The following is a 1,171-nucleotide window of genomic DNA, read 5'->3' on the forward strand; positions in this document are numbered from 1 at the left end:
GCCGGCGGCAACGCCGCCGGTGCCCGTGGCGCGTAGCGCCACGCTGCCGCGAGGACTCACGGCTGGGGCTTTAGCAGTGTTCTCATATCGATCCTCCAGCAACCGTCTATAACCGAGCGGTCGTCGCTTAAGCGGTGGTCTTCGCGTCGGCAACTACGTCGTATCGAGCGATCCGGTTCCACCGAGACGATCGTCCCATACGCTCTGCGATCGACTCACAACCCTCCGACGGATGGGAAGGTTAAAGGGTCTCATCACGGTACGGAGTGGTGAGGCCGGGTGGCTTAGCTGGACATAGCGCCGCACTCATAGGGTTCAGAGATTCGGTGCGGTGACGCCTTGGAAGCGTCCGCGTCCTTCCCGTGGCTCCGCCGAGCCTCGGACCTGGGACATGCGGAGATCGTGGGTTCGGAGCCCACCCCGGCCACTCCTATTCTGTCGTGACGCCGCTTTCTCGCCGCGAACGTGCGTTCCGGCTGGTCGAACGCCTCTCACGAACCGCGCGTCCCGGACAGCGAAACGCCACGCGTCTCGGACAGCCGAAACGCCTACGGCCGACCGACGCGACGACCGTCGTATGAAGGCCCGTGACCTGATGGAGTCCGACGTGAAGACGGTCGCCCCGGACGACGACGTCGCCGACGTGTTCAAGCGGTTCGCCCGGTACCCGTTCAGCGGGTTCCCCGTCGTCGACGAGGACGACCGGGTGGTCGGAGTCGTCACGGAGTCCGACCTCGTCGACCTGTTCGAGCCCGAAGACGAGACGCTGTGGATCCCGATCGGGCTCCCGCCGTTCGTCGACACGCTCACCTACCAGGTGAAGCCGCCGTGGGCCGACATCGACCTCGGCGTCGACCTGATCCGCAACGCCGACAGACCGATCTCGGACGTGATGAGCACCGACGTCGCGACGGTTACGCCCGACGCCGACGTCGACGAGGTGCTGGACCTGCTGGTCGGCGACGACCCGGACATCAACCGCGTGCCGGTCGTGGACGAGGACGGACGGATCGTCGGGATCATCGCCCGTCAGGACGTGATCCGGGCGTTCCGCGACCGGCGGATCGAGTAGGGTCGCGGAGCCCGGCCGACCGCCGTGCGTCGAACGCACCGGGGGAGCCGCACCTCCGTTCCGCGAGCCGAACCGGCCTCAGTCGCCGAGAATCCCCCC

1 protein-coding gene and 1 tRNA gene are annotated in these 1,171 nt (G+C 67.1%); both read left to right on the plus strand.

Annotated elements, in window-relative coordinates:
* Positions 1–273: 273 nt before the first annotated feature.
* Positions 274–427, plus strand: a tRNA-Met gene (locus tag GJ633_RS16805).
* A gap of 150 nt (positions 428–577) precedes the next feature.
* On the plus strand, positions 578–1,072 hold the full coding sequence (locus tag GJ633_RS16810) for an HPP family protein (RefSeq protein ID WP_156589663.1): 495 nt from the start codon (positions 578–580) through the stop codon (positions 1,070–1,072).
* Positions 1,073–1,171: the final 99 nt, after the last annotated feature.

It is taken from the genome of Halorubrum sp. CBA1125, from assembly GCF_009742825.1.
In the GTDB taxonomy this organism is placed as follows: domain Archaea; phylum Halobacteriota; class Halobacteria; order Halobacteriales; family Haloferacaceae; genus Halorubrum.

Bases quoted from the DNA above. Each gene is read 5' to 3' on its own strand.
- GJ633_RS16810 (WP_156589663.1), top strand. From the start codon at position 578: ATGAAGGCCCGTGACCTGATGGAGTCCGACGTGAAGACGGTCGCCCCG.